15 protein-coding genes are annotated in these 14128 nt (G+C 51.1%); 3 read left to right on the plus strand and 12 right to left on the minus strand.

Annotation, left to right across the window (positions count from 1 at the left end; genetic code table 11):
* Nucleotides 1-15 precede the first annotated feature (15 nt).
* From opgB to KXR87_RS04465, 9 genes are all read right to left on the minus strand, one after another.
* Entirely contained in the window at nucleotides 16-2307 is a 2292-nt protein-coding gene (gene opgB, locus KXR87_RS04425; protein WP_437431051.1) for a phosphatidylglycerol--membrane-oligosaccharide glycerophosphotransferase, read from the minus strand.
* Nucleotides 2308-2544: 237 nt separating this feature from the next.
* Nucleotides 2545-3033, minus strand: coding sequence for a DUF2501 domain-containing protein (locus KXR87_RS04430; protein ID WP_437431052.1), 489 nt, complete (start codon nucleotides 3031-3033; stop codon nucleotides 2545-2547).
* A 74-nt stretch (nucleotides 3034-3107) separates the two neighbouring features.
* Nucleotides 3108-3845 (minus strand): DNA replication protein DnaC, encoded by a 738-nt coding sequence (dnaC, locus tag KXR87_RS04435; protein ID WP_437431053.1) that lies wholly within the window; start codon nucleotides 3843-3845, stop codon nucleotides 3108-3110.
* A 2-nt stretch (nucleotides 3846-3847) separates the two neighbouring features.
* On the minus strand, nucleotides 3848-4387 hold the full coding sequence (gene dnaT / locus KXR87_RS04440; protein WP_437431054.1) for a primosomal protein DnaT: 540 nt from the start codon (nucleotides 4385-4387) through the stop codon (nucleotides 3848-3850).
* Nucleotides 4388-4571: 184 nt separating this feature from the next.
* Nucleotides 4572-5000, minus strand: coding sequence for an organic hydroperoxide resistance protein (locus KXR87_RS04445; protein WP_437431055.1), 429 nt, complete (start codon nucleotides 4998-5000; stop codon nucleotides 4572-4574).
* Between the two features lie 83 nt (nucleotides 5001-5083).
* The gene (locus KXR87_RS04450; protein WP_437431056.1) at nucleotides 5084-5533 is read right to left on the minus strand and encodes a MarR family winged helix-turn-helix transcriptional regulator; all 450 of its coding nucleotides are present in this window, start codon (nucleotides 5531-5533) and stop codon (nucleotides 5084-5086) included.
* A 41-nt stretch (nucleotides 5534-5574) separates the two neighbouring features.
* Entirely contained in the window at nucleotides 5575-6213 is a 639-nt protein-coding gene (locus tag KXR87_RS04455) for a TetR family transcriptional regulator (protein ID WP_437431057.1), read from the minus strand.
* A 64-nt stretch (nucleotides 6214-6277) separates the two neighbouring features.
* Complete coding sequence (locus tag KXR87_RS04460) at nucleotides 6278-6751, minus strand: threonine/serine exporter (RefSeq protein WP_437431058.1); 474 nt, start codon at nucleotides 6749-6751, stop codon at nucleotides 6278-6280.
* Nucleotides 6742-7518: a threonine/serine ThrE exporter family protein gene (locus tag KXR87_RS04465; protein WP_437431210.1), complete on the minus strand. Its 777-nt coding sequence runs from the start codon at nucleotides 7516-7518 to the stop codon at nucleotides 6742-6744. Before KXR87_RS04465 ends, KXR87_RS04460 begins: the two co-directional genes overlap by 10 nt.
* Before the next feature lie 506 nt (nucleotides 7519-8024).
* Between KXR87_RS04465 and KXR87_RS04470 the strand changes: the two genes are divergently transcribed.
* Complete coding sequence (locus KXR87_RS04470) at nucleotides 8025-8759, plus strand: helix-turn-helix transcriptional regulator (protein ID WP_437431059.1); 735 nt, start codon at nucleotides 8025-8027, stop codon at nucleotides 8757-8759.
* Nucleotides 8759-9388: a DNA-binding transcriptional activator BglJ gene (gene bglJ, locus KXR87_RS04475; RefSeq protein ID WP_437431211.1), complete on the plus strand. Its 630-nt coding sequence runs from the start codon at nucleotides 8759-8761 to the stop codon at nucleotides 9386-9388. Before KXR87_RS04470 ends, bglJ begins: the two co-directional genes overlap by 1 nt.
* A gap of 42 nt (nucleotides 9389-9430) precedes the next feature.
* Here the strand turns inward: bglJ and KXR87_RS04480 are convergent, their stop codons facing one another.
* A complete protein-coding gene (locus tag KXR87_RS04480; RefSeq protein ID WP_437431060.1) occupies nucleotides 9431-9889 on the minus strand; it encodes a YbaK/EbsC family protein in 459 nt (152 codons plus the stop codon).
* A 337-nt stretch (nucleotides 9890-10226) separates the two neighbouring features.
* On the opposite strand from KXR87_RS04480, the gene KXR87_RS04485 reads away from it, so the two are divergent.
* On the plus strand, nucleotides 10227-11570 hold the full coding sequence (locus KXR87_RS04485; RefSeq protein WP_437431061.1) for a PTS sugar transporter subunit IIC: 1344 nt from the start codon (nucleotides 10227-10229) through the stop codon (nucleotides 11568-11570).
* Between the two features lie 526 nt (nucleotides 11571-12096).
* Here the strand turns inward: KXR87_RS04485 and fhuF are convergent.
* On the minus strand, nucleotides 12097-12885 hold the full coding sequence (gene fhuF, locus KXR87_RS04490) for a siderophore-iron reductase FhuF (RefSeq protein WP_437431062.1): 789 nt from the start codon (nucleotides 12883-12885) through the stop codon (nucleotides 12097-12099).
* Nucleotides 12886-12983: 98 nt separating this feature from the next.
* Nucleotides 12984-14048, minus strand: coding sequence for a GGDEF domain-containing protein (locus KXR87_RS04495; protein ID WP_437431063.1), 1065 nt, complete (start codon nucleotides 14046-14048; stop codon nucleotides 12984-12986).
* Nucleotides 14049-14128 lie beyond the last annotated feature (80 nt).

Raw genomic sequence — 14128 nt, forward strand, 5'->3', positions numbered from 1 at the left:
TGTTCGCCGAATGTTTTAACCGTTGGTATTTACGACTTTGATTTCCACCATCCCAATCCCGAGCTTACGGGGTGAGTGACCGAGAATATTGCCTTCATTCGTCGATACGGGTTCCGGCGGGACAATCACCAACCTGTTACTGCGGCCCGGATTGGAGAAACGAAGCGTGGTTGTGGACACGTCGTTGCCAAGAGTGAGCACTTGCTCTTCTTTGCCCACTCGCACCGGGATCGGTTTATTGGCGTTCGGTCCAAAAGCCCTGGCGGTGATCACCAGTTCAAAGTTTTCCGGGAGCGGATCGTTAAACTCAATGGACACCTCTTCCCCCAGCCGCGCGTTAGACCAGCGCCCCCAGCTTTCAGGGCGGGAAATGCCGCTAAACTTTTTCACCTCTTGTGGTGCGCCGGCCACGTTAAAAATAAAGCTGTCGGCTTTATAGCGAATATCATCATCGACAATTTTTAGCATATCGACGTTTTGTTTATAGCGATCGGTGGCGATCACCGTCTCTTTTATCGCGGTCTTGCCTTTCCACTGGGCCTGGTCGACCCGCTGCACGTGTTGCTCGCCGCCGAGCTGCCCCTGAGAGACACACCAGTCGGTAGAGAGCGCGAATTCCGGTGCCCACAGGCGCGCCATTTTATAGCATTGGTCAATCCAGACGAACTTATCGCGCGGGGCAAAATCCGCCAGCTGATAGCGCAAAGGGGCGGAGTATTCACTTTCTGGCAGGGGTTCGACCCGCTTGTCCGAAACGCGGACCAGCAGCGGCAGACGGAATTTACTGCCTGAAAAGGCAATCGTCTGTTTATCCCTGTCGATGGTGAATGCCTCCATCGTCTTCGGAAAGTTCCACAGTCGAATAATGTCCGGCTTCCAGGCCAGCGCCTTCTCTTTCATGTTAAGAAAGATACCCGAAAGTGACTGCCCGGAGAGGCTGCTTCGTCCGAGGCCAATAAAATTATCGCCACCGAGTATGTCAAGGACGGTGGCCCCGTTATCCATGGTGTTACGCTTCATGGTCAGGGTATCTTGCTGCACTTCATCGCCCCGGATAACGACGAAGAGGTTTTTACACTCCTCTTTATTGAGGTATTTCCATGCGGTGTTATTCATGGCCAGATGATCGGAGGAGACCACGATTACGGTCTCTTTAAACCAGGGCGAGGCTTTGATCTTGTTAATCAGCGCCGCTATATGCTGCTGGCTGCAGGTGACCGCGCTAAAGGATTGGTTGGGCTTACCGTCATACGCATAGCTTTTCCGGTCACAGGTGCGGGAGATAAAACCGTCAGGATGGTGAGTATCAACCGTTAGCGCGAAAAGAGAGAAGCGTTTGCCGGAACGGGCCAGGGTTTCATATTTTTGCCATACCTCCTCCAGTACGGTGTCATCGTAGAACCCCCAGTCATTACGATAAGCCGGATCTTTTACCTGGGTTTTGAGTTCCTCTGCCCCGATCAAATTATCGAAACCGTGGGATTTGAGAAATACATCTTTGCCGGCGAAGCGCAAGTTCGCCCCCTGGATAAAGTAATTTTCGTACCCGGAGTTTTTAAGGATATCGCCAAGGCAGATGTTCTGCGGGAAAAAGCTGGATACCGAGGCAGAGGCATTACCCTCAAACGGGGCAAATAACGGAATGCCGCACTGGGAAGCGACCATCCCGGCGATGGTGTAATCGGTGCCGGGCAGCTGTTCCGTGTTAGCAAAATCGAGCCCTTCGTCCTTTAACGCGCCAAGTTCCGGGGTGAGGTCGGGAAAGGCGTTATCATCAAAATAGGTGCGTTCCAGACTTTCCCCGTAGATATAGACCAGGTTGAGTTTGGGATGGGGGATGAATTTTGCAGGCTCTTTGTAATACGCCGTGAAGTCCGGATCGCCTTCCCGTGACTGCGATTTCACCAGTTCGGTTAGTTGGCGAAAGGCCGGGCTGGCATCGACGGAGGCCAGCGCCAGCACGAGTGCAAGCAGGCTGTAACCAAAATGATGAGGCAGATGACGACGGCGGCGTAAGACCCAGCCCAGGGCACAAAAAACAGCGATCAGGGCGACGACAATCCCGACGCCCGGCAGGATGTATTTACCGATACCCGCGCCCGTCAGGCTGCTGGTCAGCGTATAAATGACGGCATCGGTAATGCCGTCACCGGTGAAGTAATTACTGGCATACAGGGTGATATTGAGCACGACAAAAATGCCCAGCACCAGCAGGGTTGCGGTGAACCACCAGGTATTACGACCCGCTTTCCATGCGTAAATCACCACGGATGCGAGAAACAGGGCAATCGACATTAACTCGGACAACCGTTTTCCCTCATGAAGGCCAGCGTGGCTGCTGGCACCTGTTCATTAACAAAGCGATACAATTTAATGGCGATGTAACACAGCTGCAATTGTAGTGTCACGCTAATTGCAAGTTATTAGGAATCGGTTTAGATAGGCGGAAACTTGATCGCTGTCGCTTCTCAACGCGCGTGGCGGGGGACGGGAGGGGTGAAGAGGGCGTTTGCAGCCGGGACGGGCAAACGCAACAGGAGAAGCTTAAGAGAGGAAACTGACGCCCTGTTTCAGCACAATATCGCAGGCTTTGGTTTTCACTTTTTCCGCAAGCGGCGTGTTGCCGATATTGTTCAGATTAAGCTGTCCACCGTTTTTGGTGTTCAGCAAACCCTGCAGCCCTTCAAGATAGTTGGTGTCCTGCTTCTGCTCTGCCGTTCCCAACCCGAGCCTATCCATTACCTGATTTTTAATGTTTTCGGTGTTGGTCAGCGAGGCGAGCTTGTTTTTCGCGCAGTACGACATAATCCCCGCCGCATTGTTCATGGTGTCAGCACTTAATGACTGACTGCCACCGTTAAGTAAACCGGTGAGCGATGACAGGGATAAGCCGCCCTGCTGCGCGCCACTGTTTTGACTAAGCTGGCTGGCAGCGCTGGAAAGGCTCTCCTGCCAGGAAGCGGCGAAGGAGACGCTGGAAAAGAGCGCACCGCTCACGATGGCAGTGCACAGAAGGCGTTTGGCAACGGACATGTTCTTACCCTGATGGTGACTGGAAAGGCGACAGTATACACCCCAGTCGGGTGGCGTTAATCAGGGGACAATTCTCAATACTCTTTACCCGTAACGCGGCTGCGGAAGCTGTCCCAGGTGAAGTTGACCCACAGACTGTTACCCAGACGCATCCTGTCCATCACGCGCTCCCCCAACAATTTATTCATTTCATCCAGGGTGCTGTTGGTCAGCATGCCGGTAGGGCGTTTAGAGGAAGAACGACGGTCAACAATCTGATTAATAATCACCTTTTCATACCGCGATTCGGTTTGCATTCCAATCTCATCAATCACCAGCAGATCGACACTGCTCAGATCGTTAAGCAGTTGCTCTTCGCTGCTTTCACGGTTTCCAAAGGTCTCTTTCATGGCAGACATGATATCGGCGACGGTAATAATCAATACCGACTTGCCACGCAGTAACAGCTCATTGCAGATGGCAGCAGCGAGATGGTTTTTGCCCGTTCCGGGTTTGCCGGCAAAGATAAAGCTGGCGATGTTGCCTTCAAATTCAGCGACATACTGGCGTGCCTGGTCCAGTGCGCGCATCTGCCCGTCACACTCCACCTTATAATTTTCAAAAGAGCAGTTCTGGTGCAGGGGACGAATACCGGAGCGGTTGAAGGTTCGCTGCATTTTCATGGCCCGGTTTTCACGTGCCAGCGCGGCTGACCGAATCTCACCTTGCTCTTTTTGCCAGGCCATAAGCTCTTCGCCCGTTTTAAAGGCGGGCTGCGTGTTAGCAGGCATCATTTTTTGCAGTCGTTGCATCAATTCGCCGACGTTTTTCATCGTTAACCTCTAAAACCCGGTGGAATTTGATTATCAGGTTGGGAAATGGCGTTCACATCGCGCCTGGTGCTGCCGCTCTGGTTGCTGCGGTTCATCTGCACGCTACGCGCCAGCTTCTGCTGCCACTGCACGTGGTGGAATACTTTCCCCTCCGCCTGCCAGTAAGCCACAAACGCGGCCAGCTCTTCCGGCGTCACCGGCTGGGTCAGCGCAATACCCCAGAGCGCGGCCATACGCTGGAAGTCAGCATCCGGCTGCCAGTCTGCGTACATAGGGAATTTACCCATCGGCACCCGGGAGGGGGCGGCGGAGGGCTCGTCAAAAAACTGGTTATCAAGGGCGACATCAATGGCAGGCCGTGCCAGCCGTGCCTCCAGTGCGAGCAATTGTTCCAGACGTGCAGGCGTGATGGCATAAAAGGCTGGCGCATTATTGGCAAAAACGGCAACGGCGCCGCCTTCGGCCCGCGCCAGGACACTGGCGGGATCGCGCATAAAATCATCAACACCGGTAACAGTGGACGTCAGGATTCTGGAAGACATAACGCGTTCTCAAACTGGAAAAACAGTACAGGCGCACTGCGTTGCGGATCCGCAGGCATATTGACACATAGTAACACAGAGCGGGCGAAGGGGGATGGAGACGAAAAAGCCGGGTTGCCCCGGCTGTGTTTTTCCCAATGGTGTTGACTCCCGGATCTCTGGCCTGAGCCTGTCCGGTTTTGTATTACGCGATGATGGTTAAGGTCACATCGACGTTGCCACGAGTGGCGTTAGAATAAGGACATACGATATGAGCAGCATCGACCAGTTTCTTCGCTTCTGCTGCATCCATACCTTCAAGATGAATTTTCAGTTCAACTTCAATACCAAAACCGGTCGGCAGTGGGCCGATCCCGACGTTTGCTTCAGTAAAGGCGTCTTTTGGCATAGTGAATTTGTCACGACCGGCAACGAACTTCATCGCACCCAGGAAGCAGGCAGAATAGCCAGCGGCAAACAGCTGCTCTGGGTTCGTGACTTCACCACCCATGCCACCCATCTCTTTAGGGACGCCGAGTTTTACATCCAGCACGCCATCAGAAGAGGTCGCGCGGCCATCACGACCACCGGTGGCTTTAGCGTTTGCGGTGTAAATCACTTTTTCTAAAGACATAACAGGTTCCTTATCGTATTTGTCGGTTGCTATAATATAGTGTGCTATTTATTTACGTGCATGACGCCTGCGCTAGCGAAGCGTTATGCACGTTGAAACTGGTGGCGAAGCTGCTCAAGCTGCTGCTTGAGGATCATTAACTGTGCATGGTCACAATCAAACGAACACATTACCGCGTTCGGAATGGACTGCGCCTGCTGGTGTAGCTCGCGACCGCTTTCAGTCAGGGTTATCACCACCTGACGTTCATCCTGACGGGAGCGCTGACGACTAATAAAACCTGCGCTTTCCAGGCGCTTTAGCAGTGGCGTTAACGTAGCCGAATCAAGAAACAGGCGTTCACCAATATCCGACACGGTTACGTCATCCTTCTCCCATAACACCAGCATTACCAGGTACTGCGGGTAGGTCAGGTTCAACGGTGCCAGTAACTGCCGGTAAAGTTTATGCAGCGCCAGATTTGTCGAGTAAAGTGCAAAACAAAACTGGTTATCAAGTGCAAGCTGCGCGTTCGGGGTCTGCTTTGTTTTCATGTTTATGAATATAGGTAGTGCACGATTTAATTGCAAGTGATTTATGCACAAATATAACGCAATACTACGTCAACCGCCATTTGCCGATAGTGTAAGCGCTCCTGCTGCTCTTCATCATCCTCAACAAGCATGGAGAAGGCGTAGCAGTTGGCAACGTAGTGGAAACTGAAGCTGCTAATGACCCGGTGCAGGTCGCGGGCGCATACGCTCTGATGGAACAGGTGCTTATCCTTCCCGCGAGATAAAATCTCTTCCAGTAACGTCAGGGCGCTACGGTTCAGGTCACGCAGCAGGGCAGACTGGCGGATATACCGTCCCCGCTGCATGTTTTCCATACAGATGATACGAATAAAATCAGGATGATTGGCGTGGTAATCAAAGGTGCTTTCCACCAGATGAACCAGGGCTTCGACAGGGGCAAGCGTGGCAAGATCTAACGCATTCTCGCTGGCTCGTATCGCGGTATAAACATACTCGAGCACCTGCAGATACAGATTTTCTTTCGTTTTATAGTGGTACACCACCATACGTTTAGTGGTGCCTGCTTTTTCGGCGATCTGTTCCATACGTGCGCCGTTAAGTCCATATTCTGCAAACAGAGCAATGGCGCTAAGAAAGATTTTGTCTTTTACCCTGGATTGATCAAAATCAGCGGGTGCATAAATACCCTGTTGTTCCACATCCGTTCCTTATCTGCCATCGTAGGGATAAGGATTATTACCACGCCGTGTTGATAACTCAAACTCAGACGCGCGGGCGTTTGCGATAGAGCCAGAGCCCGGGAATGGACAGGCCAATCGACAGTGCCCCGACTATGGAAGAGGCTTTAAGAAAGTTGGTCAGCAATAAAATCATCATCTCTTCGCTATAGCCGATATGACTAATTTTAACCGCCGAAATCATGGCGGTATAGGCAGAAATACCGGGAAACATAGGGATAACCGCCGCGACAGTGAAAACTTTCGGATGGGCCAGGTACCAGCGTGACCAACGAATACCGATGCTTCCGACCAGCATGGAGGCGACGAATGTCGACCATTCGATATTAAAACCGCCGTGAACCATAGCAAAGCGTGCGCCATGACCTATTGCGCCAAGCAGCGCGCACCAGGGCAGGGCGCGGTGAGGCACGTTGAACACCATCGCAAACCCTACGGCCGGAATGGCGGCAAGCACCATATCCTGGAGAAGCGCCAGTAAAAACCAGATTACATCCATCCTCGTAGCCCCCATAACGTCATGGACATCACCACACCAATACAGGTGGCAAGCGTTAGCAGACTGGCGATAGCCCAGCGGGCGAGGCCGGTGTTGATGTGCCCCTTAAACATGTCCGCCACGGCATTAATTAACGGAAAACCCGGCACGAGGAGCAGAACGCTCGCGGCCATCGCGACGGTGGACGTATGAATAAAGCCCGGTAACGTTAGCATCAGGCCTGAGATGGTTGTCGCCACGAATGCGGTGATGCAGAAATTAATCTGTGGGTGCATATGGCGATTTGCCAGCAACAGGCGAACATACATCGCCACACTACTTGCGCAGAATGTAATAAAGGCGCCATCCCAGCCACCATTATTTAACCGGCAAAAACAGGCGCAGGAAAGCCCGACCATGACGGTGACCAGCCAGCGTGGATAACGTAATGGTTTAACCTGTGAGAAGCGTTTTTCGACATCCCGGGCGTCGAGCAATTTATGCTCGGCCATTATAACAATGTGCTGCACTTCGGTGACGACGTGCATATTAATGCCACGATCGCTGTTTTTGCGGGTGGAGGTCAGGCACTGGCCATCTTTAATGGTGGTGAGCACGATGGCATTCGAGGAGATGGAACTCTCAACGCTGTCCATACCCAGTGCCAGGCCGAGGCGGGTAGATAACTCCTCAACCAGTGCGCTTTCGGCACCATGTTGTAATAAAAAAAGCCCGCACTGAATAGATAAACGTGTGATGGCACGTTGTGACGACTGCTCTTCTTGCATCTGCATGATAGCCCTGGTGGTAATGCCAAAGTCCCACGGATCGTGGCACGAATCGCTAATTTTTAGCATAGGTTGGCCTGCTCATGGCGCGGGAGCAGATCAATATTCGTGCAATAAATCATAAAATTTTACCCGGATGCGCACAGGGCAGGCACGGTGACAGCGACCGAGGAGGCCGGGGAAGGCAGACGTAGTAAAGGAGAGAGAAAACATTATTTAGCGGAAATATATAACGCGCATGAATTAATAAGGGTGGGTTGATATATATTTGTTTGGGTTATCCTGAAAGGAAGTATTATATCTTTTCAATGTGACGCAACAGGTTGACACTATTACCAGTGATTTTTATACTCGCTCATTGTTTCAACAATTTCTGTTGGGCATTAATAATGCCAGGTTCCTTGTTATCAGGGTGATTAGCATGTGTTGCTGACAAGGTAGTTGGCATTCTATGAATTATTCATATTCTTTATTTTATAAGACTCGCGAATGGATGCGGAGGTTTTATGTTATCAGGGTTGTGTAAATACGGAATCGTTATCAGTAAAGTGCCCGTATTAAAAATTGGGTTGGGTGACATAATGGAACGTCACTTTCCTGACTATGAAATGACGTTTTTCCGCTCTCTGGAAGAGGTCACGCTGTTACACCTGCGCCGTGCTGATTTGATTATTGCGGACCTCTCAGGCGATCCGCGGCACACTAAAAACGTGTGTGAGCAATATTTCTCTATTATTAAACAGCACCCTGATGTTCACTGGGTTTTCTTCGTTTCACGTCATTTTTATCCTACTGCCGTAGAATTACTCATGCGTCCGGGCAGCACGCTTCTTTCTGATATGGAACCGATTGAAGGGGTCATTGGCGCTATTCGCCACGGCACCGGACAAGCAGAAAAAATTAGTCAGACACTATTAACGTCTGATTATCTTGAAATTGAGGCATCGGTAGAAAAGTCCGAGCGTTTAACGCTTTCCGAACGCAAAGTCATGCGATTGCTTGGAAAGGGATGGGGTATTAATCAAATCGCCACGCTGTTGAAGAAGAGTAATAAAACAGTAAGCGCACAAAAGAACAGTGCAATGCGTCGGTTATCGCTACGCAGCAACGCAGAATTATATGCATGGATAAACAGTTCAGAAGGCATGAAAGAGCTGAATCTGATTTCAGCCTATGGAGAACCGTCAGAATGGAACGCATCTCAGCCAAAAAGCATGTTGCCATCATCGAGAAGTGCATGATGAGCGAGGCGGGCCTTCGCCATCTTTTATCATCGCCCGCCACTCAAAAATACCGTTTTCATTTTTTCAGGGATCGCGAGGTTTTTGCTGAAGCTATGTGCAAGACGGATTTTTTCTCCGTCATATACTCTCTTTCCGGTTTGCGAGAACCACGACGTGAATGTCTGATGTGCCTGCATATGCTTTCAGTGTCTCATCCGGGGATTCAGCGTATTGTGCTGGCGGAAGACGATCGCGAAGCGCGTCTGGTGAGCCGTCTGTATCCCAAAGAGCTGCATGGCATTTTGAGTAAATCCGATACCCTGAACGCGTTGCTCAGCCAGCTCGTTACGCTTCTTGGGGAGACGCGGCGGGTGAATGATAACGTCATTAATCACTGGTACGTCAGCCGAAGCCGCATGTTAAGCCCGACCGAGCATGCCATATTGCGGCACATGTCACGCGGGCTGTCGATTCCTGAAATCGCCATCACCCTGGATCGCAATATTAAAACCGTGCGCGCGCATAAGTTTAATGCGATGGCAAAACTGGGAATTAATTCTGAAGTGGCTCTGCTGCATGCGGCGGATATTATCGCCTGGCTACCCATCTCCACTTTTATGCAGGATTCTGACTCCGCTGTCGCCTGACAGGTGACGCTCTTTTGCCAGGTTAATTAACCTGGCATTTTTTTACAGGCAGACATCAATCCATTTTGCTTTCGTCAGCTCAGCCATACGCTGAGGAGAGATACGGACAGCGCTGTGGGTTGCACCGGCCGCTGGCAGCACTTCGTCGTAGTGTTTCAGGGAGATATCACAATAGACGGCCAGCGGGTTTTCCAGACCAAAAGGGCAGACGCCGCCAACCGGGTGGCCTGTCATGGTGACCACTTCGTCGCTACTGAGCATCCGGGCTTTCGCCCCGAAGGTGGATTTCAACTTTTTGTTATCCAGCCGGGCGTCGCCTTTGGCGACAACCAACACAACCTCATCTTTGATCTTCAGTGACAGCGTCTTGGCAATCTGACCAGGCTCAACGTTATGCGCCGCCGCAGCCAGGGCGACCGTAGCAGTGCTTTGACTGAGCTCAATGATGTCAATTTCGGGGGCATTGTCGGCAAAGAATTGCCGCACTGACTGCAAACTCATTTTTTTCTCCTGAACGTAACCTTCAATAATCTGTCACAAGCCCGTGATCCCTGTAAATATTTTGTCATAACAAACTCGTTACGGCGCATTTCTGGATCCCCTTCACAATCGCGGAAACCGGTTACAGTAACCGGTTGCAGTGTTTCAAACCGGGGTTAATACTGACTCGGTCACTTCCTCTGTTCTGATAATTAATAAGAGCCGTCTATGAAACGTATCCTGCTTCGTTGTAATGCTGGTTCGTTAACCAGCATGGTTTTAAACCCTAAAAATGGATTGCTGCACGGCAAAGTACTCGCTGTTGCGCTGAATTATTTAGACTGACAGGAGAGCCGCTATGTCTGCCAACCATGCTGTGTTTAACGTGATATTTCGCTTCATCGAAAACTATGTCAGCCCGATTGCCGGGCGAATTTCATCTCAACGTCATGTCATGGCTATCCGTGATGGTTTTATTTCCGCCATGCCATTTATGATTGTCGGTTCATTTTTATTGGTTTTTGCCTACCCGCCTTTCTCGCCGGATACCACCTGGGGCTTCGCTCGTGCCTGGCTGGATCTGGCAAAAGAGTATGAAGGCCGTATTCTCACCCCCTTTGATATGACGATGGGTATTATGTCTGTTTACGTGTGTGCTGCTATCGCCTATAACCTCGGCAAGCACTACGTAAAATCCCATCAGCTCGATCCTTTTATGTGCGCCATGCTCGCACTGATGGCCTTTCTGCTGGTTGCCGCTCCAAAAACAAAAGGCACGCTGCCGGTAGACAGCCTCGGCGGGGTCGGTATTTTCACCGCGATCTTGGTTGCTCTCTATTGCGTTGAAATGATGCGCCTGTTGAAAACATGGAATATTGGTATCCGCTTACCCGAGCAGGTGCCGCCGATGATCAAAAACTCCTTTGATCTGTTGATCCCGGTACTGGTCGTGGTGCTGACCCTCTATCCGTTGAGCCTGTTTATTCAAACCCAGTTCGATATGCTGATCCCGCAGGCGATTATGGCGGTATTCAAGCCGCTGGTTTCTGCGGCGGACTCTCTGCCTGCGATTCTGCTGGCCGTACTGATAGGCCATCTTCTCTGGTTCGCAGGCATTCATGGTGCAGCGATTGTCTCAGGTATGCTGCAAATGTTCTGGCTGACTAATCTGGGCCTGAACCAGACGGCGCTGGCGCAAAGCGCGCCTCTGCCGCACATCTTTATGGAAGCATTCTGGACGTTTTTTATTGTGATAGGAGGTTCCGGTGCAACCATGGGGCTGGTGCTTTGCTATCTGCGCAGTAAGTCTGTGCATTTACGCTCAATTGGACGTCTGAGCGTGGTGCCGAGTATGTTTAACATTAACGAACCGGTTATTTTTGGCACCCCGATTGTGATGAACCCCGTGTTCTTTATCCCGTTCCTGCTGGCACCGATGCTCAATGCCGTTGTGGCCTGGGCTGCCATGAAAATGGATCTGATTGGTCGTGTGATTTCCGTTGTGCCCTGGACGGCACCCGCGCCTATCGGCGGGGCATGGGCGTTAGGCTGGGATTTCCGGGCCGCTATCCTGGTGATTATTCTGGCCGTAATTTCCGCCATCATTTATTACCCGTTCTTTAAAGTCTACGAGAAGCAGCTACTTGAGCAGGAAGCAGAGGAAGCACAGCGTATGGAAGAAGAGAAACAACAGGTGGCCTGAATAAAAGCAAAAAAGCTTACTCTTTTTACGGTTTGCCCCTCTCCCGGAGAGCTGAGGGATCCTCAGAAAAAAATGCGAGTACAGTCGGTCCCCTCTCCCTTGAGGGAGAGGGCCAGGGTAAGGGGGAAATGCAGCTCTGATGGCCATTCCGTTCACCTTATGTCCCTTGCTTTTCTGTCACGCCAGAACCCGTGAACGTGCCAGGGTGGTTCACCGCCACCGTCCTGGCGACCCAGGCTCCCGGTCAGGAAAATCGCCGCTGGCGCAGGCGCTATTCAACATTGCTCCCGGCAATGTTGTCAGCTTATTCCTTCAGGCTTATCGGGGACGGGCGGAGGTAACGTCCCTGAAAATCCGCCCTCGCCGCGCATCGCCCCGCTCTTGCGGATACGCCTCATCGCTTTTCAGCCGGACCCTGTCATTGCGGTGACAGTTTAATTCTCATTGCGCCGTGATATCGCTGCAAAACGTCATATTACCGGGGATCTCTCAGCCCGGAGGGAGAGGGTGTGAGTGAGGGCAAAGATTATTTCAGCGTGCAGTCGCCGCACTGCTGGACATCCGGCAGGCGGTAACGCTGGCAGCAGGTGCGTCTGACCAGTGTTCCGTCACGGTTAACGACGGTCCGCCAGAGCGGGTTGTCGTTACCATCCGACAGCTGTTTTTCAAAGAAACAGAACTGACGCAGGGCTGCTACTCGTGATTCCCCCAGCAGTGGGGTCATTTCCCCCAGATACCAGTTAATCAGATAGCCAGTATTGCTCCAGATAAGCTTACCGTTTATCTCACCGGTTGCCTCTAACGCTTTCACTACCGGCAGCATGGCATCGCGAATCAGTGCCTCAATACGGGGGATATCCCCTTCGGCAGTCAGGGCATCATCCTGCCAGAGATCCAGCCAGAAGCAGGCCGCACGCCCGCTCTCATGAAACTCGACATGAATATGTTCTGAAGAGAGATTTAGCGCTTGTTTCTGCGTTAACAGCGCCAGCAGGAGGGGCGGCACCATCAGGCCGAAATACCACTGCGCCCACAAAGAAAGAAGCGGTTTACCTTCATAGGGAAGGGCCGGTTGTTTTTGATAGATATGCCTGGCATAGATCGCTATGAGTTCTTGCAGTTTTGCCGGACGCATCCATTCAACAAGGGTTAAGGCCTCGCGGGGAGCAAGCTCATTAAGTCTGATAAAATCCAAAAGATGGGGCCGCAGGCGGGTAAGCGTATCGCGAATGCTCGTGGCCAACGCGTCAGTAGCGTTAACGTGTCTGACGCGTCGAATGATCAGTTCATTTATAGGTGCGCAGCGATAGGCCATAGTTCAGGATAGATGGAAATCTAAATGATAATGATTGCCAATCCTAGCCAGAGGTAAAATCGATAGCAAGTTGTTTATCGTAAAAAAAGGATTACCCGTCAGGCTGTCTGTAAATCATCACTGACCAGAATATTATTCCGGCCCTGATGTTTGGCCTCGTAGAGGGTTTTATCCGCTTTACTCAGGGCTTCTTCGATATCGCCATCTTCAAGTGGGGCAATGCCAATACTCACGGTAACGTTCGTGGCGACGCTCTCATTAAACATATGGGGGATGTCGAGATCGTAAACCTGCTGGCGAATGCGCTCCGCCGCTGCGCGGGCGCGCTCAATATCGACACTGTTAAGCAGGATCATAAATTCTTCCCCTCCAAAACGCGCAACGATATCGCGGGAACGTACGGCATCGCGGATGGCGGCAGAAACACGAATAAGCGCCTGATCGCCCATCATATGACCATAATGGTCATTGTAAGCTTTGAAATGGTCGATATCGAGTAACAGAACAAACCGCGTGCCATCATCCAGCGCCATCAGGTTATCAAGCTTATGCTGCAGCCCGCGACGGTTATAGAGACCGGTAAGCGGGTCGAGCATGCTCAGATCATTAAGTGTCTTACGTTCCTGTAACAGCCGGTACATCAATGCCTGAGCGAAATTGTCGTTACGCTTTTGAATGACATGCTGTATGGAGATGGCGACGAGAGGGAGCGCAAAGGCGTAGATCAGGCGTATCGACATTTCACCACTGCTAAACCAAAGGCAGGCAGCGAACGTCGGGAAGGAGTGCAACACAAAGGCGATGATATTATTAGAAAAGGCGAGGGCGCCAATAAATAAAACACTTAATAGGGCAATAAGCAGATAAGGAGAATGATAATTTTCCAATGCCCTGGTTTTAATAATGATATGCCATGCCCACAGACAGCCAAATAAAAAAGAGCTGACGGTGATATTTAATTTTTTCCTGGGAAATTTCCACTGCCAGAACAGTGCAAGCCCGCTAAGGCTGGCAATGAGACACTGAGGAGGTGTAAGCACCTGCAAATTGCCAAGCGGCAGTGCGACAGAAAACAGAGCTGAAATGACATTAAGTAACAAGAAAAGTCGTAGCGACAGACGATATTTCTTTTTACAGAGAGATTGCCAGGTTTGTGCTGTCATATATTTAAAAAATCGTTATTAATCTGCAATGTATAATTTAACGGGTTGCCAAAATGAAAAATAACGCGAGGAAACGTGAC

The organism is Yokenella regensburgei, from assembly GCF_051486985.1.
In the GTDB taxonomy this organism is placed as follows: domain Bacteria; phylum Pseudomonadota; class Gammaproteobacteria; order Enterobacterales; family Enterobacteriaceae; genus CBFFRJ01.

Coding starts and splice junctions, on each gene's coding strand:
- dnaT (WP_437431054.1), bottom strand. CDS start 4,387: ATGTCTTCCAGAATCCTGACGTCCACTGTTACCGGTGTTGATGATTTT.
- KXR87_RS04460 (WP_437431058.1), bottom strand. CDS start 6,751: ATGGATGTAATCTGGTTTTTACTGGCGCTTCTCCAGGATATGGTGCTT.
- fhuF (WP_437431062.1), bottom strand. CDS start 12,885: ATGGCCTATCGCTGCGCACCTATAAATGAACTGATCATTCGACGCGTC.
- KXR87_RS04430 (WP_437431052.1), bottom strand. CDS start 3,033: ATGTCCGTTGCCAAACGCCTTCTGTGCACTGCCATCGTGAGCGGTGCG.
- KXR87_RS04470 (WP_437431059.1), top strand. CDS start 8,025: ATGTTATCAGGGTTGTGTAAATACGGAATCGTTATCAGTAAAGTGCCC.
- KXR87_RS04465 (WP_437431210.1), bottom strand. CDS start 7,518: ATGCAAGAAGAGCAGTCGTCACAACGTGCCATCACACGTTTATCTATT.
- KXR87_RS04495 (WP_437431063.1), bottom strand. CDS start 14,048: ATGACAGCACAAACCTGGCAATCTCTCTGTAAAAAGAAATATCGTCTG.
- KXR87_RS04445 (WP_437431055.1), bottom strand. CDS start 5,000: ATGTCTTTAGAAAAAGTGATTTACACCGCAAACGCTAAAGCCACCGGT.
- KXR87_RS04485 (WP_437431061.1), top strand. CDS start 10,227: ATGTCTGCCAACCATGCTGTGTTTAACGTGATATTTCGCTTCATCGAA.
- dnaC (WP_437431053.1), bottom strand. CDS start 3,845: ATGAAAAACGTCGGCGAATTGATGCAACGACTGCAAAAAATGATGCCT.
- bglJ (WP_437431211.1), top strand. CDS start 8,759: ATGAGCGAGGCGGGCCTTCGCCATCTTTTATCATCGCCCGCCACTCAA.
- KXR87_RS04450 (WP_437431056.1), bottom strand. CDS start 5,533: ATGAAAACAAAGCAGACCCCGAACGCGCAGCTTGCACTTGATAACCAG.
- KXR87_RS04480 (WP_437431060.1), bottom strand. CDS start 9,889: ATGAGTTTGCAGTCAGTGCGGCAATTCTTTGCCGACAATGCCCCCGAA.